Origin of the sequence: Streptomyces composti, from assembly GCF_012034205.1 — a bacterium.
In the GTDB taxonomy this organism is placed as follows: domain Bacteria; phylum Actinomycetota; class Actinomycetes; order Streptomycetales; family Streptomycetaceae; genus Streptomyces; species Streptomyces composti.
This window is the reverse complement of the sequence record NZ_JAATEM010000096.1, coordinates 1-391: the sequence shown is the minus strand read 5'-3', so window position 1 is coordinate 391 and position 391 is coordinate 1. Positions and strand designations below refer to the sequence as shown.

The 391-nt window shown below is 65.7% G+C and carries 1 pseudogene; it reads left to right on the top strand.

The annotated features are described in order from the left end of the window. A pseudogene (locus tag HCJ93_RS29095) lies at positions 1-320 on the top strand (alpha-glucosidase C-terminal domain-containing protein); the annotation flags it as partial. Between the last annotated feature and the right edge of the window lie 71 nt (positions 321-391).

Genomic DNA, 391 nt, shown 5'->3' with positions numbered 1-391 from the left:
AGAACCCGGCCCTGCGGCAGCTGCGCAATCTGCACTTCCACCACGTGGACAAGGACGAGATCATCGGCTACTCGAAGCGGGCCGGTTCGAACACGGTTCTGGTGGTCGCCAACCTCGATCCGCACCACACCCAGGAGGCCACGGTCTCGTTGGACATGCCGCGACTCGGCCTGGACTGGCACGAGACGGTCCCGGTGCACGACGAGCTCACCGGCGAGACCTACCACTGGGGCAGGGCCAACTATGTCCGTCTCGCACCGGGCGGAGCGCATGTTCTCACCGTCGGCTCCCCGCAGATCGGAGGGTCACCCACAACATGATCGTCAACGAGCCCGTTCCGGACACCTTCGAGGACACCCCCGCCAAGGACCGGGACCCGGAGTGGTTCAAG